Here is a 22500-nt window from a genome sequence, read left to right as displayed (position 1 = left end):
ATCAATTTCCTGCAAGCTGATGGAGCGCGGTAATGACGCGGGTTGTGTCGTCATGAGTCATGTCCGGGAAAAGGGGGAGAGAACAAATACGCGCGCTATTCCATTCAGAATTCGGGAGCGATACATCAGGAAAACGCTCGCGGTAGTATTTTTGCGTGTGCGCCGCGCGGAAATGCAGGCCGGTGCCAATGCCTTTTTCCTTCAGGGCTGCCATCAGGTTGTCGCGAGAAATCCCGCAGCGGGCTTCATCCACGCGAATGATGAACAGATGCCAGGCGTGGACGTGCGGCCATGAAGGAATACGCAGCGGCTGGAACGGCGTATCGGCAAGCTCGCGCAGATAGCGTTCAGCAATGTCATGACGTCGTGCGTTGGCCTCTTTCAGTTTGCCCAACTGCGCCAGCGCCAGCGCGGCGTTGATATCCGCCAGGTTGTATTTGAAGCCGGGCGTGATAACTTCTGCCTGCGGCGCACGACCGTGCGTCTGGCGGTCGTAGGCGTCCACACCCAGGCCGTGGAATTTCAGGCTACGGATCCGCTGCGCCAGTTGCGCATCGTCCGTGACCACTAACCCGCCTTCGGCGCAGGTCATGTTTTTAATGGCGTGGAATGAGAAAATCGCGGTGCCCTGCCAGCCCACGTGATGCGAGTGGTAGTACGTGCCGGCTGCATGCGCCGCATCTTCAATGACCGGGATACCATGACGTTCCCCGATGGCGCGAATGGCGTCGATGTCACACGGCGCGCCGGCATAATGAACCGGAACAATCGCTTTTGTGCGCGGCGTAATGGCGGCGTCGATCGCATCCGGCGTGACCATCAACGTATCCCGGTCAACATCAATCATCACCGGGGTTGCGCCCAGCAGCACAATCATATTCAGTGTGGATACCCAGGTCAGGGAGGGGGTAATCACCTCATCGCCTGGACCAATACCCAGCGCCATCAGCGTGACATGCATTCCCGCGGTCGCTGAGCTGACGGCAATCGCATGTTGATTCCCGGTTAGCTGACAGAATGCCTCTTCAAGCGCCTGATTTTTCGGTCCTGTGGTGATCCAGCCGGAGGTTAATACCTCCTGCAACGCCGCTAATTCCTCGCTACCCATGGACGGCCGGGAAAAAGGCAAAAAATCACTCATCATTAATTTCCTTGAAATAAGAATGGCACGCTTTTGATATTAACCAAATGCCGGCTCGTTTATTTCAACGAACCATAAACTTATATCAAGGTAGCTAACATTTCTTAGGGAAAAATTAAGAAAGACATTCCATTCACTTTATCAACCCATTAACCACTTAAAATACAAAGAGTTAAATTATTATGAATTATTTATTGTGTGATCAAACTCGACCTTTGCCTGCAATTTTTTAAACATAACATCAACAAACAAAAAAAATCCCGGCTATTTCTTTTAAAAGAAGAAATAGCCGGGAACTTTTCTTTTTAGTTAATTGTCGCGCTTATTTTAAATTATCAGGAAAGTTTTTTGGTAACTCGCTCGCCGCGCAGGCAATAACGCTTTCATTATTCGCCCCACAGTCGCGAACAAAGGTGATCGTCGCAAATTCATCAATGACTTCAGTGGGGTATGCCGGACCCGCATCACGATACGCATTCATCAATGGAATATGATCGTTCTGGAAGCAGACGGTTTTTTCTGGATTGTTGATCACCCAACGCGGGAAGAAGATGGTGCCGTGGAACAGTTTGTCACCCAGGTTTGCAATCAGGCTCACGTCGGTACCGGTTGGTTCTGTCCAGGAAATTTTATAGATGCTCTCCCCTACGCGAACAATATAAGCCTGCTGATCTTTCACCCAACGGTTCGCCACAATCCCGCTGTGAATACGGTAATCAAGGGTGGTTTCATTTTTGACATAAATCTCGTAGTTCCAGCCATTATCGTAGGTATATACAAGGTGTTTGCCGACGAAGCCGCTTAAGTCATGTTTGTCGAAGGTGTTCATAATGTGTCTCCTTTGTTTTGATGAGACGATCGTACCCCTTCAAAAAATGAATGAATAACGCTATGTTTGAATCAAATTCATCCAAATTTTAGATTAATCATGCATAAGACGACGCTTGAACAATGGTCATTACTGGAAAGAGTGGTCGAGGCAGGCAGCTTTGCCAAAGCAGCGGAAGAGACCAACCGCAGCCAGTCCTCGGTCAGCTATAACCTGTCGCTGCTGCAGGAGCGGCTGGGCGTGGCGCTGCTGGTGCCCGAGGGGCGGCGGGCTGTCTTAACCCCGGCCGGCGAACTCCTGCTCAACCAGGTTAAACCGTTGCTGAAAGCCTTCGCCTATGTTGAGACCCGTGCGGCAAGCCTGCGTAACGGAATGCGCACGCGGTTAGATCTGGTGGTGGACAGCATTTTCCCGCGCCGACGCCTGTTCGCTATTTTGCGTCAGTTCCAGCAGTTGTATCCGCAAACGCAGGTCCGTCTTACCGAAGTACTGGAAAATAGCCGCACCGATGTCATTAATGATGAAGCCGACGTGATGGTGTTAACCCGCCGCCAGGACATAACCGGTCTTGGCGAATGGCTGATGAATATCGACTTTGTTGCCGTGGCGCATCATCAACATCCCCTCTTTAGCCTCGACGCGCCGCTTAACGACGATATGCTGCGCCCGTGGCCGCTCATTCAGATAGCCGACAGCCAGACCGCCGCGCGTGCGGCCGGTGAGTCGTGGACCTTTTCCACCATTGACGCAGCCATAGAGGCGGTGATGTCCCAGGTCGGCTATGGCTGGCTGCCAGAGGAGCGTATTCAGACCCAGCTTGATCTGGGGGTGCTTAAACGCCTGCCGCTTAGCCATGGCGCGCGCCGGGCTACGCCGCTGCACCTGATTGTGAAACGCTCGCTCGGCCCGCTGGATGAACAGGTTGAAACCCTGCTGCGCCTTTTTAGCCAGGAGCCGCCATCCTCACCTGCTACGCTTTAAGGTCCGAACGTTAAACACGATAAGGAGCAGATGATGAAGATCGATTTTACGGGGAAAGTCGCGCTGGTGACCGCCTCTACCGGCGGGATCGGGTTCGCCATAGCCCGAGGGCTGGCTGAAAGCGGTGCGGAAGTGATCATCAATGGCCGTAGCACGGAGTCTGTGAATAAAGGTATCCAGCAGCTACAACAGGTTGTGCCTGGGGTGCAGGTACGCGCCGCGATTGCCGACCTCAGCACGGCTGAAGGGGTGGAATCGCTGCTGAACGTAGCGACCCACGTCGACATCCTGGTCAACAATGCCGGCATTTACGGCCAGCAGGATTTTTATGGCACCGACGATGACACCTGGGAGCGTTACTGGCAGACAAACGTGATGTCCGGCGTGCGTATCTCCCGTGCGCTGCTGCCGGGTATGGTGCAGAAAGGCTGGGGACGCGTGGTGTTTATTTCGTCCGAGTCGGCCTGCAATATTCCGGCGGACATGATCCACTATGGTGTGACCAAAACGGCGCAGCTGTCGCTCGCTCGCGGGCTGGCGAAGTTCGTGGCGGGAAGCGGTGTCACGGTGAACAGCGTATTGCCCGGCCCCACCCTTTCAGACGGTTTTGCCGGCATGATGAAAGACGAGATCGAAAGAACCGGCAAATCGCTGGAGGAGCTGGCGAAAGAGTTTGTGATGACTCACCGCCCGAGCTCGGTTATCCAGCGTGCCGCGACGGTGGAAGAAGTCGCCAATATGGTGGTGTATGTCTGCTCGCCCCAGGCCTCCGCCACCTCGGGCGCGGCACTGCGCGTCGATGGCGGCGTGGTGGATGACATCATCTGATCCCTCAGACAGAACGGTCTGTGACCCGTCGGGCAGTAATATAGTGCGCCTGCCAGTAGTCATCAGTCAGGGTTGAAACGGTTACGCCCTGGCTGCGTGAGGCATGAATAAACTGGCTATTGCCGATGTACACGCCCACGTGCCTTCGGTCTGGACCGGTCTGAAAGAAGACCAAATCCCCCGCCTTCAGACGGTATTGCGCCACCTTCACGCCGCGATGGATCTGTTCGCCCGTCGTGCGCGGCAGATTAAGGTTCGCCGCATCGCTGAACAGATGCTGCATCAGCGCGGAGCAGTCCACGCCCCGATGTGTGGTCCCGCCCCACTGATAGTGGGTGCCTTTCCACTTCTGGTATTGATCAAGGATCCGGTTACGCAGTGGTCCTGTTTCCTGGTGCAGCAGCGCGGATTTTGCCGGAGAAAGGGCAAGCTCGCGGTTCATTGACAGCATCGACGCCGGCAGTTGAAAACTCAATGCCGAAAACGAAGCCAGACTTAACGAGAGGATTGAAATAAGCGATCTAAACGTCATATCAAAATAGATTCAGTGAGTGAATATTTTCCTTACCGGTGGGGGCCAACGTTCCCCCGAAATAGCGCTCAATGTGGCGATAATATAGACAGCTCGCTTTTCAACCAATTATTATTGAGACCAAAAATGGACTCACTTTCCGATCGCAAGATCGCGAAAAAAATGCTCAAGACAGAAGGACAGACAGGGTAAAGCAGGTAAACTAATCAACAGAATGTGTATTTTAGCTAAGACGTATTTATGACCAATATGATTGCCGACGAGGCCGTGGCCAAATCCAACGTGCTCTCCGTCTTCGACTTTGATGGAACACTGACGCACCACGACAGCTTTATCCCTTTCCTGCGTTTTGCCTTTGGTAAACGTTACTTCGCGGGCCGCCTGGTGCGTATGGCCTTGCCCACGCTCCACTGCGTGCGTCGTAAGCTGACGCGCGATGAGCTGAAGGAAGTGTTGATTAAAACGTTCCTGACGGGCGTGGATGAACACTGGCTACGCCAGCAGGCGGAAGCGTTTTGCGAAAAATACTGGGACAAGCTGATGCGCCCTGCCGGCGTACTGGCCGTCGCCGCAGAGGTGAATTCCGGTGCGGAAGTGACCATCTGCTCCGCCTCCCCGGCGCTGGTGCTCCAGCCATGGGCTGACAAGCTAGGGATTAAGCTGATTGGCACACAGCTGGAAGTGAAAGACGGCAAGCTGACCGGACGTATCACCGGCAACAACTGCCGCTGTGCCCAGAAGGTGGCGAGGCTGGAAAAAGTGTATGGCGATCTGAATAGCTACCACCTGCGCGCGTGGGGCGATACCCGCGGCGACCATGAACTGCTGGCGGCGGCGCAGGATGCACACTGGCGGCACTTCCATCCACCGCGCAAGCGTCGACATTCACCGATTAAGTGTTAGACACTGTCTACCCGAAAACGGCAACCAAAGGTTGCCGTTTTGCTTTTAATGGGCTTCTTTCTTACCCGGGAACATCACGCTGGTGATAATCCCCAGCGCCAGCACGCCAAGCACCACAAACAGGCTTGCCGTGGCACCAATGCTGTAACCGTGGTGCCAGAAGTGATCGGTGGCATTTAATCCGAGCTTGAACGCCACGAAGAACAGCAGCAGCACCACCGCCTTCTCCAGATGCACCAGATACTGCTTCAGCGCTTCCAGCACGAAGTAGAGCGTACGCAAGCCGAGGATGGCGAACATCATTGCGCTGTAAATTATAAGCGGCTCACGGCTGACGGCAATAATGGCCGGCACGGAGTCAAACGCGAACATCACATCAGAGAGTTCCACGACCGCCACGCAAAGCAACAGCGGCGTTGCGTAGCGTTTCGCCTTCTTCACGCGTCCAACCGTTACGTCCTGGTTTTCAGGTTTCTCCAGCTCCGCGTCCACCTCTTTCTGGGTCAGAATAAAGGCATTGCTGCTGATTTTAGGCCAGACAGGATAGAAGCGTTTCACCAGCCGGTAAGCCAGATGGCCGGAGTAATCTTCAACCTCGTCACTCTCTTCATTACGTCTGAGCATCATCACCGCCGTCCAGCCGACGACCAGCGCGAAGATAACCTCGACGTAAGGCCCCAGACTTAACAAGCTGGTCCCAATGGCCACAAAGATACCGCGGAAAACAATCGCCCCCAGCACGCCCCAGTAGAGGACGCGGTGACGATATTTATCCGGCACGCCGAACCAGGCAAAAATCGCCATCATCACAAACAGGTTATCGACGGAGAGCACCTCTTCCAGCGCGTAACCGGTGAGGAACAGGCTCGCCATCTCTGCGCCGTGGTGAACATAAAGGAACCCGGCGAAAGCCATGGCCATCATGACCCAGAAGAGGGACCACATGGCAGCGCTTTTCAGCGAGATCGGTTTATCGTGACGGTGCATAAAGAGGTCGATAAACATCGCCCCGACGGCCATCACTACAAAGACAACAACGGTTTCAGTCGGGAAACCGAGATGAGCAGCAGACATACACAACCCTTTTGGCAGACAAAACACAGCACCATGCAAACTGGCGTAAACCAGGAACGGAAAGGGGCAGGCTGTTTACCAGCCTTTACCCCTTAAAGCCGCGGCCTTCCAGGCCCGGCAAAGAGAGGTACTTTACCGCACTCCATGGGGTCGCGCATCTGCCGTTTAGGCGCTCATGCCGCGCAAACGCTGCAGTACGGCCACCAGAACCGCCACTGACCAGCCCACCATCAAGGCGCCGACCAGGCCTTCCACACCCCCAATCAGCCGCCAGTGCTGAGGCAACGTGACATCGCCGTATCCCACCGTGGCGTAACTGACCAGCGAAAAGTAGAAGCTGGTGTTCCAGTCGTTAAATGCATCAATAACAAAATAAAACCCGGCGAAGAGACCGGCTTCAAGAAGATGGGCGAAGATCATGGAGATAACGATCCCGACGTTACGCAAAACCACACGCACCGCAGAGCCGACCTCTAAGTTAATGAATTTTAAAACGCAAAACATCCACAGCGAATGGATGACCACCGTAAGGGTAAGCAAAATAATGATGCTGAGTAGCTGCATGAAAGGTGCTCTGACCGGGAAGAAAAATGACCCCACGAACGCAGCGGGGCACCTGGAGCTGTCTGGCCTGGTCGAAGCTTAGTGGATCGGAGGAAAAAAGTTGGTGCAATAATTGCGCTGCGTGATTATCACCCTTTTAGAGTCTCCTCTTTGCGGCTGGTTCGACTGCTGTGAGCGATATATCTGGAGCGCACTATCTGTGAGTCACCTCTTATTTACATCATTTAAACCTTCCATTAACTGGATAAAAAGAACGCGCCGTCGCTATAGTGGTTTTGTTTAATAAAACTCAGTTGTACCTAATAAAACAAAGAACATACCCTGCGAGGACACAATGACAGAACATTTACGTAACGGTGCTACCGCCACCGAGGACATAGAAAGAGAGACGATGCGGAAGGTGATCTGGCGAATTCTCCCGTTTCTGATTGTCAGTTACCTGGTCTCCATTATCGATCGCGGGAATATCGGCATGGCTTCGCTGCAGATGAATGAGGACCTTGGCCTCAGCAAAGCTGCATTTGGCTTCGCCAGCAGTCTTTATTTCGTGGCCTATTTTCTGTTTGAAGTACCCAGCAACCTGGCCATGCAGAAAGTCGGCGCCCGTCTGTGGATCCCGCGCATTATGATCAGTTGGGGCATCGTCTCCATGTGTATGTCCCTGGTGCAGAACACCACGTCGCTCTATATCGTCCGTTTTCTTCTCGGTGCTGCAGAAGCGGGCTTCTTCCCGGGCGTCGTGCTGTATCTGACCTGGTGGATCCCGTCCCGCTACCGCGCACGCATTATTGCGTCCTTTATGGTCGCCATCCCGCTCGCTAACTTCATTGGCTCCCCGCTTTCCGGGTTGATACTGTCACTGGATGGCTGGCTGGGTCTTCGCGGCTGGCATCTGCTGTTCATTATTGAAGGCTTGCCGGCGGTGCTGCTGGGTATTGCCGCCTGGTTTATTCTCCGGGATCGCCCTCATCAGGCGAGCTGGCTTAGCAGTGAACAGAAACACTGGCTGGAAACCACGCTGGAAACCGAGCGCAATCAGCAAAAGAATATCGGACACCAGACCACCTGGCAGTTGCTAAAGCATCGCCAAATCTGGCTGATGGCGCTGATTTACGCGGGTGCATCGTCCGCGGGTACCACCATCAGCGTCTGGTCTCCTCAACTGCTGAAATCCTTCCATCTCGATAATCTTGAGACAGGTCTGCTTAACGCCATTCCTTACGGTCTGGCATCTGTTCTCATGATTGTATGGGGACGGAATTCCGATCGTACCAACGAACGCCGCTGGCATACCGCACTCACGCTATTCATAATTGCCGCCGGCGTGTTCGCCGCCTTTGTGAGCGTTTCGCTGTCTGCCACGATCGTTATCCTCAGCATTATGCTGATAGGCGCCTATTCAATGAAAGGGCCTTTCTGGGCGCTGGCGTCCGGTTGGATGAGCAGTACCTCAGCGGCGGCGGGACTGGCCGCGATTGGTGCCATCGCAAACCTGATAGGCGGGGCGGTGATGGTAAACGCGTACGGCATTATCAATGAGCGGACGGGCAGCTACACGCTGGCGATGCTTCCGCTGGCCGCACTGTGCGTGGCCGGGGGGATAGCGGTGCTCATTATGGGCCGACAGGCCCGCAACGCTCAGCTACACGAAAAACAGGTCACGCATTAGCGTTGACAGAAGCGGGACAACTGTCCCGCTTCTGCATTTAAAGATGTTCTTCCGCCGTATCGCTCGTTTCCCCAAAAAACTGCTGACAGAAGAGCTTACTGGCTCCCATTTTCTGCGACAGACGGCTTGCTGCCGCCTTCATCAACTGACCTATCTCCTTCTCACGACGATCTTCCGTCAGCCGTGAGATGGGGCCGGTCAGGGCTAACGCCGCAACCAGCTTGTCGTGAACGCCGAAGACAGGCATCGCAAACGCAGCGGTGTGGGGATCGCGTGCGCCTGACGTGTAGAATGGGAGTTCAGCGTCTCCCTCCGGCAGGCTCTCATTGAGCCCCCAATGGCGTAATACCTTACTGATGGCCGAATTATCGAGCGGGAACTGGCTACCGGGAAGATTGCTGTGTCGCAGGCCATGCGACGCTTCAGCGCGAAACAGGCAAAGCCGCTGCCCTCCCTCCAGCACATACCAGCTGGCACTCTCCTGAGACGCCAGGGATAAGGCCTGAAGCTCTGGCTGAACCACTCGGGAAAGATGGAAAGATTGTTCATACAGCTTGCCGAGGTAAAGCAGACGTGGGCCGAGCGCATAATTGCCGTCTTCATGCCTGACGACGTAATTCATCCGTTCAAGAGAATTCATCAAGCGGTAAACCGTGGTTTTGTGATAACCCGATAGCTGTGCCAGCGCGGTCAGCGTCAGGCTCTCATCTCCAGGACGGAAGCAATCCAGTAAAGCCAGCGCTTTTTCAACCGCTACAACGCCTTCATTCCCCATCATTATCTCCTTGTTAGCCCGGCAGTGAGTGTACCTCAAATTTTGTGAGTCACTTCGTGTTTACATCACAAACGCCATCTCGGGTCTGGCTAAAAGGAAAGCAACACCGCTATAGTTGTTTTGCACTGTACACCTGCATTGTACTTAGTAAAACAATATGGAGGCATTCATGTCCGTTACTGAAAAAAAACCGATTAATCGCCAGTTTGATCGCGTTTCTGCCGAGGACGTTCGTCGGGCTGCCGAGTATCAGGCCGCTATTCTGGCCGACGTGGCCGGTCGCCGCGGTACGCTTCATGGCCGCATCAAACCGCTGGCCCCACACATGTCCGTTGCGGGTCCGGCCATCACCGTTGAAGTCCGTCCGGGTGATAATCTGGCGATTCATGCCGCGATGGCGGTGGCGCAGCCCGGCGATGTCCTGATCGTCGATGGCAAAGGCGACCTGAGCTGCGCGCTGCTTGGGGAAATCATGGCCACTCAGGCTCAGGCGAGCGGCATTGCGGGCATTATTATTGATGGCGCTGTACGAGACGCCGATACCTTGAGCAAAGGTCACTACCCTGTCTTTTCTGCCGGTCTGAACCCCTGCGGCCCGACAAAGCTAATTTCTGGTCGGGTTAATCATCCCATTTCAGTCGCCGGGGCGACGGTTCAGGCCGGGGATCTGGTTGTCGCGGATATCGACGGCGTGGTAGTCATCCCGCGCGATGAGGTTCAGGAAGTTATCGCGCTGGCAAAAGGAAAGCTGGAGATGGAGACCCGACGCCTTGCCGCCATCCGTGAAGGCGATTTACGTCCACACTGGCTTGATGACGCGCTGCGTAAGGCAGGTATGTTAGATGACGGGGAGACGCTGTGATGGGGGGCAAAGACGTAGTTCTGGTTACCGGAAGCGACCTGGCGGAGCAGGCCATGGTGATGTTGCAGGGCTTTGAGGTGGTGTTTGCGGGCCGCCAGCCCACAGAAGATGAACTGATCGCGCTGTGTGAACGACACAATCCTGTGGCGATTCTGGTACGTTACGGCAAGATTACCGCGAAAGTCATGGATGCCGCCCCCGCTCTGCAGGTTATTTCCAAGCACGGAAGCGGGATCGATGTGATAGACCAGACGGCAGCGGCCGAGCGCAACATCGCCGTCCGCGCTGCGCCAGGTACAAACGCGGCGGCAGTGGCTGAACATACCTGGGCGCAGATCCTCGCCTGCGCAAAGTCGGTGGTACCTCTGGACAAGCGCCTGCGAGACGGGCACTGGGATAAGGCAACGCATAAATCCATTGAACTGGAGGGCTTAACGTTAGGGCTCATCGGATTGGGTGCTATCGGCTCGCGTGTGGCACATATTGGCCACGCATTCGGCATGAAGGTGCTGGCTTACGATCCCTATGCTAAGTCCATGCCTGCCCTGTGCGAACGCGCAGAAACGCTGAAAGGACTTCTTTCCCGTTCCGATGTCATCTCTTTGCACTGTCCGCTGACCGATGAGAATCGGGGGATGATCAATAGCCAGACGCTCGCACACTGCAAGCGGAACGCAATTCTGGTAAATACGGCACGCGGCGGACTGATCGACGATGAATCGTTACTGGCGGCGCTCAGGGATGGCACGCTGCACAGCGCAGCGCTGGACAGCTTTACCCACGAGCCGCTGACGGCGCCGCACCTCTGGCAGTCCGTAGAAAACGTGGTTATTTCACCGCATATTGGCGGCGTTACCGCAGCGTCATATATCAAGATGGGGACAGTGGCCGCGAGCAATATTCTTGCTGTAACAGACGTAACCACCGCCAGCCCGTAAAGCCATCTGTGACGAGTGGCAGTGCTCTTATGTCACTTGTCTTCTGCCAGCGCCTGAGCGCACGCCCAGGCACTTGCCCATGCCCACTGGAAATTGTACCCGCCGAGCCAGCCGGTCACATCCATCACTTCGCCAATAAAATAGAGCCCCGGCACGTTGCGCGCTTCCATGGTGCGTGAGGAGAGTTCATGGGTGTCGACCCCGCCAAGCGTCACTTCCGCCGTGCGGTAGCCTTCGGTGCCGTTGGGCTGCACCCGCCAGGCTGTCAGCGTCTCAACCAGCGCCTCCTGTTCGCGGCTGTTAAGCTGCTTGAGCGACACATCGGGGATCTGCCCCAGCACCTGCAAACATTCCACCAGACGTTTTGGCAACTGCATGGCCAGCGTGTTTTTCAGGCTTTGATTCGGGTGCGCCGCGCGTTGCTCGTTGAGGAAAGCCTCCAGGTCGCAATCGGGTAGCAGGTTAACCGTGACAAACTCCCCTGGCTGCCAGTAGCTGGAGATTTGCAGTACCGCCGGGCCGGAAAGACCACGGTGGGTAAACAGCAGATTTTCACGGAACACCGTACCGTCTTCAGCCGTAATGACCGACGGCACCGAGACGCCAGAAAGCGTCTGGAGCTGTTCCAGCAGAGGCTTATGCAGGGTGAACGGTACCAGCCCCGCACGGGTGGGCAGCACGTTCAGGCCAAACTGTTCGGCAATCTTGTAGCCGAATGGTGAAGCACCGAGCCCCGGCATGGAGAGGCCACCGCTGGCAATCACCAGGTTATCGGCGCTGACGCTTTCCCCGTTTAACTGCAGCGTGTAGCCCTGCTCATCGCGGGACACCTCCAGCACTTCCGTGCGCAGGCGCATCACCACGCCGCCCTTCTCGCACTCGGCCACCAGCATATCGACAATCTGCTGGGCGGAGTCATCACAGAACAGCTGGCCCAGCGTCTTCTCATGCCATGCGATACCGTGCTTACCCACCAGGTCGATAAAGTCCCACTGGGTGTAACGCGCCAGGGCCGATTTGCAAAAATGACGGTTCTGGCTCAGATAAGCTGCGGGTTCGACATAGAGATTTGTAAAGTTGCAACGCCCGCCACCGGACATCAGAATTTTACGTCCTGGCTTTTTACCGTTATCCAGCAACAGCACGCGACGACCCGCCTGTCCGGCCATCGCCGCACAAAACATACCCGCCGCACCGGCGCCAATTACCACGGCATCAAACCTTTCCACGTCAAAATCCTCTTCGTTAACTGCCGCGGATTGTAAAGTTTCCTCTGTGGTCACACCAGCGTAATTAACCGAGATATCAGTCATATACTTGAAATATAAAATATATTTCTTTACCTAACGCCAACAAAGCCGAAGTTATATCAAAAAAAAGCTATATTTCACTTTGCCCGCCGCGCATTTGTCCTGGATAATGCGCCGCGTTCATGTCCTCAAAATGGCGTAACGTCCTATGCTACATTTGTTTGCTGGCCTGGATTTACATACCGGGCTTTTATTATTGCTTGCTCTGGTTTTTGTACTGTTTTACGAAGCGATCAACGGCTTCCACGACACTGCAAACGCAGTAGCAACGGTTATCTACACTCGCGCAATGCGATCGCAGCTCGCGGTTGTTATGGCGGCGGTATTTAACTTTTTTGGTGTTCTTCTGGGTGGACTGAGCGTTGCATATGCGATCGTGCATATGTTGCCAACGGATCTGCTTCTCAACGTTAGTTCTGGCCATGGCCTCGCTATGGTGTTCTCAATGCTGCTTGCTGCAATTATCTGGAACCTCGGTACCTGGTATTTCGGCCTGCCTGCATCCAGTTCTCACACCCTCATCGGCGCGATTATCGGTATTGGGTTAACGAATGCCCTCATGACCGGTACCTCGGTTGTTGATGCGTTAAACATCCCGAAAGTGCTGGGAATTTTCGCCTCACTGATTGTCTCCCCTATCGTGGGTCTGGTGGTCGCAGGCGGATTGATTTTCATCCTGCGTCGTTACTGGAGCAATACGAAAAAACGCTCCCGTATTCACCTGACGCCGGCAGAGCGTGAGAAGAAAGACGGCAAGAAAAAGCCGCCATTCTGGACGCGGATTGCCCTGATCCTTTCCGCTATCGGCGTTGCCTTCTCTCACGGCGCGAACGACGGTCAGAAAGGCATTGGTCTGGTAATGCTGGTACTGATTGGCGTTGCACCGGCGGGATTCGTGGTCAACATGAACGCCTCCGGTTACGAAATCACCCGTACCCGTGATGCGGTGAACAATGTTGAAATCTATTTCCAGCAACACCCTGAGCTGCTGAAGAAGGCAACCGGCGTTGACCAGTTGATCCCTTCTCCTGAAGCAGGCGCTACCACTGCGCCGGGCGAATTCCACTGCCATCCGGCAAACGCGATTAACGCGCTGGAACGTGCCAAAGGCATGCTGGGTAATATCGAAAGCTACGACAAACTGTCCGTTGAGCAACGTGGTCAACTGCGTCGCATTATGCTGTGCATCTCTGATGTCACGGATAAAGTGGCGAAGCTGCCAGAAGTGAATGCTGACGACCAGCGTCTGCTGAAGAAACTGAAAGGCGATATGCTCAATACTATTGAGTACGCGCCAATCTGGATCATCATGGCTGTCGCACTGGCTCTCGGTATCGGTACGATGATTGGCTGGCGTCGTGTGGCGACCACCATCGGCGAGAAGATCGGTAAGAAAGGCATGACGTATGCGCAGGGTATGTCCGCGCAGATGACGGCGGCGGTTTCAATCGGTCTGGCGAGCTATACCGGTATGCCAGTTTCGACCACCCACGTACTCTCCTCTTCCGTGGCAGGGACCATGATTGTTGACGGCGGCGGTCTGCAACGCAAAACCGTGACCAACATTCTGATGGCCTGGGTATTTACCCTTCCGGCCTCTATCCTGCTGTCGGGTGGGTTGTACTGGATTTCGCTGAAGCTTATCTAATCGGCAGAACGCGATAAAAAAGCGGGTCAGGAAACTGACCCGCTTTTTTTATGCTCAGTGCCAAATCATCAAGGCAATCATGCTGACCACAACCAGACCACACAGGGCGCTGGTTAAAATGAACTGACGGCGAAGACGCTCGCAACGGCGAATAAACTCTTCATCGTGGTGATCGCGATAGCGCTGGTAATAGATATACCCTACCAGACGCATCTGCTTGCTGGGCTGTCCGTGCGAGGTGAAGAACCCTCCACCGTCCACATACTGATAAAGCAACGGATCGCAACCACGAAGTACCACTAACAGCGCACGTAACGATGAGAAGTAGCGCGCCATATTCACTATGCAAACCACGCATAACGCCCAAAACAATGCGACGGTGCTAATCATACATCCTCCCCGGCGTACGCCCACGAAGCAAGGCCTCTGAGCTACCGCACTCCAGTGCCCTGACAGACAGTTCAGTGAAAGAATGAACAAAAGTCGATCCGGTTCGCGTTTTAATATCCGAACGGCTCATTAAATAGTGTAGGAGATCCGTTAATTTTTTTGCCACAAGGTTAATCGTTATCAACACCAAAGCTTGAAAAATATGTTTTACTGGGCCGTAATGAAAGCATCAGACGACGGCTTTTCCATTTAGTCATCGATAACTTAAGGAAGGAGTAACACTATGGCTTACAAACACATTCTCATCGCGGTAGACCTCTCTCCGGAGAGTAAAGTGCTGGTTGATAAAGCGGTATCCATGGCACGCCCTTACAACGCGAAAGTTTCTCTTATCCACGTTGATGTGAATTACTCCGACCTCTATACCGGTCTGATTGACGTCAATCTCGGTGATATGCAGAAACGCATCTCTGAAGAGACACACCACGCCCTGAGCGAACTGTCCACCAACGCGGGCTACCCTATCACCGAAACCTTAAGCGGCAGCGGCGATCTGGGTCAGGTGCTGGTTGATGCGATTAAGAAATACGATATGGACCTGGTCGTTTGTGGTCACCACCAGGACTTCTGGAGCAAGCTGATGTCTTCCGCGCGTCAGCTGATTAACACCGTTCATGTGGATATGCTGATTGTTCCACTGCGTGACGAAGAAGACGAGTAAGTCTGCTTTCCCTCTCCCAAAGGGAGAGGGAACCGTTCGAGCCTCTTTCCAGCGCGGGTTGGGGTGACAGCATCAAACTGCACACCCTAACCTTCCTGTTCCGGCGTCCCCGAATAAATATCAAACCGGTGCCCTTTGGTAACCACCGCATTGGCCGTGGCCACGTCCGCCAGCGGCGGCGCATAGTCCGGGCGTTTCACCACCACGCGCTTCGTGGCTAGCTGACGAGCAGGCGCCAGCAAACCATCCGCGTCTAAATCCGGTCCGACCAGCGACTGGAACACCCGCATCTCTTTCTTCACCAGCGCGCTTTTCTGCTTATGCGGGAACATCGGGTCGAGGTAGACCACCTGCGGACGCGGAGTGATATCGGTCAGCGCCGTCAGGCTGGAGGCGTGAATCAACTGCAAGCGCGCCTGCAGCCACAGTCCAATCTCCGGGTCGGCATAGCCGCGCGTCAGCCCGTCGTCGAGCAGCGCGGCCACGACCGGATTGCGCTCCAGCATCCGCACGTGACACCCTACCGAGGCCAGGACAAACGCATCGCGCCCTAAACCCGCCGTGGCATCCACCACGTCCGGAAGATAGCTTCCTTTGACGCCAACCGCTTTGGCAACCGCTTCACCGCGACCGCCGCCGAACTTGCGCCGGTGCGCCATGGCGCCCCCCACAAAATCGACAAATATCCCGCCGAGCCTGGGTTCGTCACGCTTACGTAATTCCAGATGCGCCGGCGTCATCACCAGCGCCATCAGGTTTTCATCATCATGCTCCAGCCCCCAGCGGGCGGCCAGAACAGATAAGGCGCCGTCTCCGGCGCCTGTTTCATCGACTAAACAGATCTTCACGTAACGGTTAGCCTTTAATTCCGTAGTGCTCAAGCATCGCATCCAGCTGCGGCTCGCGGCCACGGAAGCGTTTGAACAGCACCATTGGCTCTTCAGAACCGCCGCGCGTCAGGATGTTATCAAGGAACGACTGGCCGGTTTCACGGTTGAAAATGCCCTCTTCTTCAAAGCGAGAGAACGCATCCGCCGCCAGCACGTCGGCCCACAGGTAGCTGTAATAGCCTGCCGCATAGCCGCCCGCGAAGATATGGCTGAACGCGTGCGGGAAGCGGCCCCAGGTTGGGCCAGGAATAACGGCGACCTGCTTTTTAATCTCGGCCAGCGTCTCGAGGATTTTCGCCCCCTGCTCCGGACTAAACTCGGCGTGCAGACGGAAGTCGAACAGGCCGAACTCCAGCTGACGCAGGATAAACATCGCCGCCTGGTAGTTTTTCGCCGCCAGCATTTTATCCAGCAGTTCTTTCGGCAGCGGCTCGCCGGTTTCGTAATGGCCGGAGATGAACGCCAGCGCGTCCGGCTCCCAGCACCAGTTTTCCATAAACTGGCTTGGCAGTTCGACCGCATCCCATGGCACACCGCTGATACCGGCAACGCCTGCGGTTTCGATACGGGTCAGCATATGGTGCAGGCCGTGGCCGAACTCGTGGAACAGGGTAATCACTTCGTCATGGGTAAACAGTGCAGGCTTGCCATTCACCGGACGGTTGAAGTTACAGGTCAGGTACGCTACCGGCTTCTGCAGGGAGCCGTCCGCTTTACGCATCTGCCCGACGCAATCATCCATCCATGCACCGCCGCGTTTGTTCTCGCGAGCGTACAGATCCAGGTAGAAGCTCCCGCGCAGCTCGTTCTTCTCGTCATACAGTTCGAAGAAGCGCACGTCCGGATGCCAGACGTCGATGTCGGTACGTTCTTTGGCGGTGATCCCGTAAATGCGTTTAACCACTTCAAACAGACCGTTAACGGCTTTGTTTTCCGGGAAGTAAGGACGCAGCTGCTCATCGCTGATGCTGTAAAGGTGCTGTTTCTGTTTTTCACTGTACCAGGCGATATCCCACGGCTGCAGCTCATCGACACCGTATTCCGCTTTCGCGAAGGCGCGCAGCTGTGCCAGCTCTTTCTCGCCCTGCGGACGCGCACGTTTCGCCAGGTCAGTCAGGAAATCGAGGACCTGCTGTGGATTTTCCGCCATTTTGGTGGCGAGGGATTTGGAGGCGTAGCTCTCAAAGCCCAGCAGCTGTGCCAGCTCGTGACGCAGCGCGAGGATTTCAGCCATCACCGGGCTGTTATCCCACTTACCGGCATTCGGACCCTGATCGGAAGCGCGGGTGCTGTACGCACGGTACATCTCTTCGCGCAGCGCCTGATTGTCGCAGTAGGTCATGACCGGCAGGTAGCTCGGGATGTCCAGGGTTAAGAGGAAGCCTTCCTGCTCTTTCGCTTCGGCCTGCGCTTTCGCCGCCGCCAGCGCGCTTTCCGGCATACCGGCCAGCTCGGCTTCGTCGGTAATCAGCTTCGTCCAGCCCATGGTCGCGTCCAGCACGTTGTTGCTGTACTGGTTGCCCAGCTCAGACAGACGGGCCGCAATTTCACCGTAACGGGTCTGTTTCTCTTTCGGCAAACCAATACCGGAGAGTTCGAAATCACGCAGAGCGTTATCGACCGATTTTTTCTGCGCGGTATTGAGTTCGGCATAGTGGTCGCCATCGCGCAGGTCGCGATAGGCTTTGTACAGCCCCTCGTGTTGACCAACCCAGGTGCTGTACTCAGAGAGCAACGGCAGGGTTTGTTCATACGCTTCACGGAGTTCCGGGCTGTTTTTCACTGAATTCAGATGGCTTACCGGGGAGAAGAGGCGTCCCAGCACGTCATCCACTTCGGCCAGCGGCTGACACAGATTTTCCCAGGTGTACGGCGCGCCCTGCGCCACCACGCTTTCTACCGCCGCACGGCAGTTGTCCAGCGCCTGTGTTACGGCTGGAACCACATGCTCAGGGCGGATTTTAGAAAACGGTGGCAACGAAAAAGGCGTCAGTAATGGATTGGTCATAAACGCTGTCCTGTTGAATAAGATGAATGAAGCGCGCATCCGGCGCTGTGCATATGCGATCTAGAATGGGGATAAGTGTAGAGGATTTCAATGCCAGACGTTGCGCTTTCGCGGCAGGATAAACTTTTCTGTATACTGTGGCGATACGCTCTATTTTTGCCCGATGGCGCTACGCTTATCAGGCCTACGTTTACTACCTGGAACACATTCATTCATGCTCAGTTATCGCCACAGCTTTCACGCAGGCAACCACGCCGACGTCCTTAAACACACCGTTCAGAGCCTGATCATTGAATCACTCAAAGAGAAAGATAAACCGTTTCTCTATCTGGACACCCACGCGGGCGCGGGACGTTATCAGCTGAGCGGCGAACATGCCGAACGCACCGGGGAATACCTGGAAGGGATCGCCCGCATCTGGCAGCAGGACGACCTGCCGGCAGAGCTGGAGCCCTACATTGGTGTGGTGAATCATTTTAACCGCAACGGCCAGCTGCGCTACTACCCTGGCTCGCCGTTGATTGCCCGCCAGCTGCTGCGCGAGCAGGACAGCCTTCAGCTGACCGAGCTGCACCCAAGCGACTTCCCGCTGCTGCGTTCTGAATTCCAGAAAGACAGCCGCGCCCGTGTGGAAAAGGCGGATGGCTACCAGCAGCTGAAGGCCAAACTGCCGCCGGTATCCCGTCGCGGTCTGGTGCTGATCGACCCGCCTTATGAGATCAAAACCGACTATCAGGCGGTAGTGAGCGGTATTAACGACGGCTACAAACGTTTTGCGACGGGCACCTATGCCCTGTGGTATCCGGTGGTGCTGCGCGCGCAAATTAAACGCATGATCAAAGACCTGGAAGCGACCGGTATCCGCAAAATTCTGCAAATTGAACTGGCCGTGCGCCCGGACAGCGACCAGCGCGGCATGACCGCTTCCGGCATGATTGTGATCAACCCGCCATGGAAGCTCGAAGCGCAGATGAACAACGTGCTGCCGTGGCTGCACAAGACGCTGGTGCCGGCCGGAACGGGCCATGCCACCGTCAGTTGGATCGTGCCGGAGTAATCGCAGTCATCGGTGGAAACTATTGATTTCAGGTATACAATCGCGGCAATTCACGATTAAGGATAAAAGCTATGACTAAGCATTATGACTACATCGCAATCGGCGGCGGCAGCGGCGGCATCGCCTCCATCAACCGCGCGGCCATGTATGGCCAGAAATGTGCGCTGATCGAAGCCAAAGCGCTGGGCGGCACCTGCGTCAACGTGGGTTGTGTACCGAAGAAAGTGATGTGGCATGCGGCCCAAATCCGTGAAGCAATCCATATGTATGGCCCGGATTACGGCTTTGACACCACCATCAATAACTTTGACTGGAACAAGCTGATCGCCAGCCGTACAGCCTATATCGACCGTATTCATACCTCGTACGACAATGTGCTGGGCAAGAACAACGTCGATGTTATTCATGGTTTTGCGCGCTTTGTTGACGCGAAGACGATCGAAGTTAACGGTGAGACGATCACTGCCGATCACATCCTGATCGCGACCGGCGGGCGTCCGAGCCACCCGGATATTCCCGGTGTGGAATACGGTATCGACTCCGACGGTTTCTTCGAGCTGCCTGCTCTGCCAGAACGTGTTGCCGTGGTGGGCGCGGGATACATCGCCGTAGAACTGGCCGGTGTGATTAATGGCCTGGGCGCAGAAACGCACCTGTTCGTGCGTAAACACGCGCCGCTGCGCAACTTTGACCCGCTGATCGTCGATACGCTGGTCGAAGTGATGAATACCGAAGGCCCAACGCTGCACACCCACGCCGTGCCAAAAGCGGTAGTGAAAAATGCAGACGGTAGCCTGACGCTTGAGCTGGAAGATGGCCGTAGCCAGACTATGGATTGCCTGATCTGGGCGATTGGTCGTGAACCGGCTAACGACAACTTCAACCTGGCGGCGACGGGCGTTAAAACCGATGAGAAAGGGTATATCGTTGTCGATAAATTCCAGAACACCAGCGTTCCGGGCATTTACGCGGTGGGCGATAACACCGGTGCGGTCGAACTGACGCCGGTTGCGGTTGCCGCGGGCCGTCGCCTCTCTGAGCGTCTGTTTAACAACAAACCGGAAGAGCATCTGGACTACAGTAACATTCCGACCGTGGTCTTCAGCCACCCGCCAATCGGCACAGTGGGCTTAACAGAACCTCAGGCGCGCGAGCAGTATGGCGACGACCAGGTGAAAGTGTATAAATCTGCATTCACCGCGATGTATACCGCCGTCACCTCTCACCGTCAGCCATGCCGCATGAAGCTGGTCTGCGTGGGTCCGGAAGAGAAGATTGTCGGTATCCACGGCATTGGCTTTGGCATGGACGAGATCCTGCAGGGCTTCGCCGTGGCGCTCAAAATGGGTGCCACCAAGAAAGACTTCGATAACACCGTTGCGATCCACCCGACAGCGGCCGAAGAATTTGTCACCATGCGTTAAGCAAAATGCCCCTCTGCGGAGGGGCGTTTGTTTCAGACATAAATCGTTGCACAACGAATGCTCTGAATTATTTGCCCCATAAATCTTTCTAAAAATCCATTTTAGCCTTTATTTTTCAGGCAATTACTGTTTTAACTCCGCAAATACCCCGCGTTTAAAAACGTGATCAACCGCACATTTCCCTCAGCCAACACCGAAGCGAATGTCTACGCTTATAAGACGCCCGGAAAAAACTGTTATTTTGAACACACAACCGGAGGTCCTTATCGCCATGTTCAACCAGAAACTACAGGCTGCCGAGAACATCGAGTTCGAGATTGCAGAAGAGCTGCGCTACGAGACCGATCCCTGCGAGTTAAAACTGGATGAAATGATTGAGGCGGAGCCGGAACCCGAAATGATTGAGGGGCTACCCGCCTCTGATGCTCTGACGCCCGCCGATCGCTATCTGGAACTGTTCGAGCACGTGCAGTCGACACGGCTGTTTGCGGACAGCAAAACCTTCCCCGACTGTGCCCCGAAGATGGATCCTCTGGATATTCTGATCCGCTATCGCAAGGTCAGGCGCCACCGGGATTTCGACCTGCGCCGGTTCGTGGAGAACCACTTCTGGCTGCCAGAGACCTATACCACGGAATATGTCTCCGACCCCGGCCTGTCGCTAAAAGAGCACATTGACAGCCTGTGGCCCGTGCTGACGCGCGAGCCGCAGGACCACATCCCCTGGTCTTCTCTGCTGGCGCTGCCGCAGGCCTATATCGTGCCCGGCGGGCGTTTTAGTGAGACCTATTACTGGGATTCCTACTTCTCCATGCTGGGTCTGGCAGAGAGCGGACGTAACGATCTGCTGAAATGTATGGCGGATAACTTCGCGTGGTTGATTGAACGCTACGGCCATATCCCGAACGGTAACCGTACCTATTATCTCAGCCGCTCCCAGCCGCCAGTATTTGCCCTGATGGTAGAGCTGTTTGAAGAGGATGGTGTGCGCGGCGCAAAGCGCTACCTTGAACACCTCAAAATGGAGCATGCCTTCTGGATGGACGGGGCGGAATCGCTGCTGCTTAATCAGGCCTATCGCAGCGCGGTGCGTATGCCGGATGGCTCGCTGTTAAACCGCTACTGGGACGACCGTGACACGCCGCGCGATGAATCATGGATTGAGGATGTGGAAACCGCCCGTCACTCTGGCCGTCCGCCGAATGAGGTTTATCGCGATTTGCGCGCAGGTGCGGCCTCCGGCTGGGATTACTCCTCGCGCTGGCTACGGGAGCCTGGCCGACTTGCCAGCATCCGCACCACGCAGTTTATTCCTATCGATTTGAACGCGTTCCTGTTCAAACTGGAAAGCGCGATCGCCAATATTTCGGCATCGAAAGGGGATAAAGAGACCGCGGAACTGTTCCGCCAGAAAGCCAGCGATCGCCGCGCCGCGGTGAACCGGTATCTGTGGGATGACGAGAATGGCTGTTACCGTGACTACGACTGGCGCCGCGAGGTCATGGCGCTGTTCTCAGCGGCGAGCATTGTGCCGCTGTACGTTGGCATGGCGACCCACGAGCAGGCTGAACGCTTGTCTGATGCGGTAAAAGCACGTCTGCTGACGCCGGGCGGGATTCTGGCCACCGAGTACGAGACCGGCGAGCAGTGGGATAAACCCAACGGCTGGGCGCCGCTGCAGTGGATGGCGATTCAGGGCTTCAAACAGTACGGCAATGACTCGCTGGGCGATGAGATTGCCTGGAGCTGGCTGCAGACGGTGAATCATTTCTATAAAGCCCACCATAAGCTGATTGAGAAATATCACATCGCCAGCAGTACGCCGCGCGAAGGGGGCGGGGGTGAGTACCCGCTGCAGGATGGCTTCGGCTGGACTAACGGCGTGGTACGGCGGTTGATTGGGTTGTATGGGGAGCCGTGACTTTCTGCGGTCTGATGCCCGTATCCATCCCTCTC

The 22500-nt window shown here is 55.3% G+C and carries 21 protein-coding genes; 11 read left to right on the top strand and 10 right to left on the bottom strand.

Annotation, left to right across the window (positions count from 1 at the left end):
- Position 1 precedes the first annotated feature (1 nt).
- Together arnB and QRN24_RS18635 are read right to left on the bottom strand one after the other, a co-directional pair.
- Entirely contained in the window at positions 2-1141 is a 1140-nt protein-coding gene (gene arnB / locus QRN24_RS18640) for a UDP-4-amino-4-deoxy-L-arabinose aminotransferase (RefSeq protein ID WP_284942960.1), read from the bottom strand.
- Between the two features lie 322 nt (positions 1142-1463).
- The gene (locus QRN24_RS18635) at positions 1464-1970 is read right to left on the bottom strand and encodes a phenolic acid decarboxylase (RefSeq protein ID WP_020884514.1); all 507 of its coding nucleotides are present in this window, start codon (positions 1968-1970) and stop codon (positions 1464-1466) included.
- Positions 1971-2069: 99 nt separating this feature from the next.
- Here QRN24_RS18635 and QRN24_RS18630 point away from each other — a divergent pair, with 99 nt between their 5' ends.
- Together QRN24_RS18630 and QRN24_RS18625 are read left to right on the top strand one after the other, a co-directional pair.
- Positions 2070-2951 carry a LysR family transcriptional regulator gene (locus QRN24_RS18630; protein ID WP_020884513.1) on the top strand — a complete coding sequence of 294 codons (882 nt, stop codon included), beginning with the start codon at positions 2070-2072 and terminating at the stop codon, positions 2949-2951.
- A gap of 33 nt (positions 2952-2984) precedes the next feature.
- Positions 2985-3779 (top strand): SDR family NAD(P)-dependent oxidoreductase, encoded by a 795-nt coding sequence (locus QRN24_RS18625; protein WP_025202822.1) that lies wholly within the window; start codon positions 2985-2987, stop codon positions 3777-3779.
- A 4-nt stretch (positions 3780-3783) separates the two neighbouring features.
- On the opposite strand, the gene QRN24_RS18620 is transcribed toward QRN24_RS18625, so the two are convergent.
- Positions 3784-4311, bottom strand: coding sequence for an NlpC/P60 family protein (locus QRN24_RS18620; protein ID WP_059305858.1), 528 nt, complete (start codon positions 4309-4311; stop codon positions 3784-3786).
- A gap of 240 nt (positions 4312-4551) precedes the next feature.
- Between QRN24_RS18620 and QRN24_RS18615 the strand changes: the two genes are divergently transcribed.
- On the top strand, positions 4552-5214 hold the full coding sequence (locus QRN24_RS18615; protein ID WP_014172059.1) for an HAD family hydrolase: 663 nt from the start codon (positions 4552-4554) through the stop codon (positions 5212-5214).
- A 45-nt stretch (positions 5215-5259) separates the two neighbouring features.
- On the opposite strand, the gene QRN24_RS18610 is transcribed toward QRN24_RS18615, so the two are convergent.
- Together QRN24_RS18610 and QRN24_RS18605 are read right to left on the bottom strand one after the other, a co-directional pair.
- Complete coding sequence (locus QRN24_RS18610; protein ID WP_025202820.1) at positions 5260-6288, bottom strand: TerC/Alx family metal homeostasis membrane protein; 1029 nt, start codon at positions 6286-6288, stop codon at positions 5260-5262.
- 165 nt (positions 6289-6453) lie between these two features.
- Positions 6454-6852 (bottom strand): potassium channel family protein, encoded by a 399-nt coding sequence (locus QRN24_RS18605; RefSeq protein ID WP_032680118.1) that lies wholly within the window; start codon positions 6850-6852, stop codon positions 6454-6456.
- 334 nt (positions 6853-7186) lie between these two features.
- Between QRN24_RS18605 and QRN24_RS18600 the strand changes: the two genes are divergently transcribed.
- Positions 7187-8521: an MFS transporter gene (locus tag QRN24_RS18600; RefSeq protein WP_078774775.1), complete on the top strand. Its 1335-nt coding sequence runs from the start codon at positions 7187-7189 to the stop codon at positions 8519-8521.
- 37 nt (positions 8522-8558) lie between these two features.
- On the opposite strand, the gene QRN24_RS18595 is transcribed toward QRN24_RS18600, so the two are convergent.
- Complete coding sequence (locus QRN24_RS18595; RefSeq protein WP_020884507.1) at positions 8559-9296, bottom strand: IclR family transcriptional regulator; 738 nt, start codon at positions 9294-9296, stop codon at positions 8559-8561.
- A 169-nt stretch (positions 9297-9465) separates the two neighbouring features.
- Between QRN24_RS18595 and QRN24_RS18590 the strand changes: the two genes are divergently transcribed.
- Positions 9466-10158 carry an RraA family protein gene (locus QRN24_RS18590; protein ID WP_025202818.1) on the top strand — a complete coding sequence of 231 codons (693 nt, stop codon included), beginning with the start codon at positions 9466-9468 and terminating at the stop codon, positions 10156-10158.
- A complete protein-coding gene (locus QRN24_RS18585) occupies positions 10158-11096 on the top strand; it encodes an NAD(P)-dependent oxidoreductase (RefSeq protein ID WP_284942959.1) in 939 nt (312 codons plus the stop codon). The genes QRN24_RS18590 and QRN24_RS18585 overlap by 1 nt, the downstream gene beginning before the upstream one ends.
- Before the next feature lie 32 nt (positions 11097-11128).
- Here the strand turns inward: QRN24_RS18585 and QRN24_RS18580 are convergent, their stop codons facing one another.
- Positions 11129-12325, bottom strand: coding sequence for a BaiN/RdsA family NAD(P)/FAD-dependent oxidoreductase (locus tag QRN24_RS18580; RefSeq protein WP_284942958.1), 1197 nt, complete (start codon positions 12323-12325; stop codon positions 11129-11131).
- A 229-nt stretch (positions 12326-12554) separates the two neighbouring features.
- Between QRN24_RS18580 and pitA the strand changes: the two genes are divergently transcribed.
- Complete coding sequence (pitA, locus tag QRN24_RS18575) at positions 12555-14054, top strand: inorganic phosphate transporter PitA (RefSeq protein ID WP_014172068.1); 1500 nt, start codon at positions 12555-12557, stop codon at positions 14052-14054.
- A gap of 54 nt (positions 14055-14108) precedes the next feature.
- On the opposite strand, the gene uspB is transcribed toward pitA, so the two are convergent.
- Entirely contained in the window at positions 14109-14444 is a 336-nt protein-coding gene (uspB, locus tag QRN24_RS18570) for a universal stress protein UspB (RefSeq protein ID WP_003861224.1), read from the bottom strand.
- A gap of 283 nt (positions 14445-14727) precedes the next feature.
- Here uspB and uspA point away from each other — a divergent pair, with 283 nt between their 5' ends.
- Complete coding sequence (uspA, locus tag QRN24_RS18565) at positions 14728-15165, top strand: universal stress protein UspA (RefSeq protein WP_003861223.1); 438 nt, start codon at positions 14728-14730, stop codon at positions 15163-15165.
- 86 nt (positions 15166-15251) lie between these two features.
- Here uspA and rsmJ read toward each other — a convergent pair whose 3' ends face one another.
- Complete coding sequence (gene rsmJ / locus QRN24_RS18560) at positions 15252-16013, bottom strand: 16S rRNA (guanine(1516)-N(2))-methyltransferase RsmJ (protein WP_040018266.1); 762 nt, start codon at positions 16011-16013, stop codon at positions 15252-15254.
- Between the two features lie 7 nt (positions 16014-16020).
- Positions 16021-18063: an oligopeptidase A gene (gene prlC, locus QRN24_RS18555; RefSeq protein ID WP_032680115.1), complete on the bottom strand. Its 2043-nt coding sequence runs from the start codon at positions 18061-18063 to the stop codon at positions 16021-16023.
- Positions 18064-18277: 214 nt separating this feature from the next.
- Here prlC and QRN24_RS18550 point away from each other — a divergent pair, with 214 nt between their 5' ends.
- The 3 genes from QRN24_RS18550 (at position 18278) to QRN24_RS18540 (ending at position 22465) form a co-directional block, all read left to right on the top strand.
- Complete coding sequence (locus tag QRN24_RS18550; protein WP_020884500.1) at positions 18278-19120, top strand: 23S rRNA (adenine(2030)-N(6))-methyltransferase RlmJ; 843 nt, start codon at positions 18278-18280, stop codon at positions 19118-19120.
- A gap of 71 nt (positions 19121-19191) precedes the next feature.
- Positions 19192-20544 (top strand): glutathione-disulfide reductase, encoded by a 1353-nt coding sequence (gene gorA, locus QRN24_RS18545; RefSeq protein ID WP_284942957.1) that lies wholly within the window; start codon positions 19192-19194, stop codon positions 20542-20544.
- A gap of 271 nt (positions 20545-20815) precedes the next feature.
- Entirely contained in the window at positions 20816-22465 is a 1650-nt protein-coding gene (locus tag QRN24_RS18540; RefSeq protein WP_020884498.1) for an alpha,alpha-trehalase, read from the top strand.
- The last annotated feature ends 35 nt before the right edge of the window (positions 22466-22500 follow it).

The sequence above is a fragment of the Enterobacter sp. MEB024 genome, assembly GCF_030209635.1.
GTDB lineage: Bacteria > Pseudomonadota > Gammaproteobacteria > Enterobacterales > Enterobacteriaceae > Enterobacter > Enterobacter ludwigii.
Note: the sequence above shows the minus strand (reverse complement) of the source record. Positions and strands in the feature narration are given on the sequence as shown.